This is a genomic window from uncultured Cedecea sp. (assembly GCF_947498825.1).
Lineage (GTDB): Bacteria > Pseudomonadota > Gammaproteobacteria > Enterobacterales > Enterobacteriaceae > JGM124.
The window spans coordinates 1-567 of sequence record NZ_CANMLV010000064.1; the positions used below are offsets into that span (position 1 = coordinate 1).

At 52.2% G+C, this 567-nt stretch carries 1 rRNA gene; it reads right to left on the minus strand.

Annotated elements, in window-relative coordinates:
- Positions 1–45: 45 nt before the first annotated feature.
- Positions 46–567, minus strand: a 16S ribosomal RNA gene (locus tag Q1A40_RS22935); the annotation flags it as partial.

A 567-nucleotide genomic window follows, 5' to 3' on the forward strand; every position in this document is an offset into this window, starting at 1 on the left:
ATCAGACAATCTGTGTGAGCACTACGCAATATCGTATCTTTCAGGTAAGGAGGTGATCCAACCGCAGGTTCCCCTACGGTTACCTTGTTACGACTTCACCCCAGTCATGAATCACAAAGTGGTAAACGCCCTCCCGAAGGTTAAGCTATCTACTTCTTTTGCAACCCACTCCCATGGTGTGACGGGCGGTGTGTACAAGGCCCGGGAACGTATTCACCGTAGCATTCTGATCTACGATTACTAGCGATTCCGACTTCATGGAGTCGAGTTGCAGACTCCAATCCGGACTACGACGCACTTTATGAGGTCCGCTTGCTCTCGCGAGGTCGCTTCTCTTTGTATGCGCCATTGTAGCACGTGTGTAGCCCTACTCGTAAGGGCCATGATGACTTGACGTCATCCCCACCTTCCTCCAGTTTATCACTGGCAGTCTCCTTTGAGTTCCCGGCCGAACCGCTGGCAACAAAGGATAAGGGTTGCGCTCGTTGCGGGACTTAACCCAACATTTCACAACACGAGCTGACGACAGCCATGCAGCACCTGTCTCAGAGTTCCCGAAGGCACCAA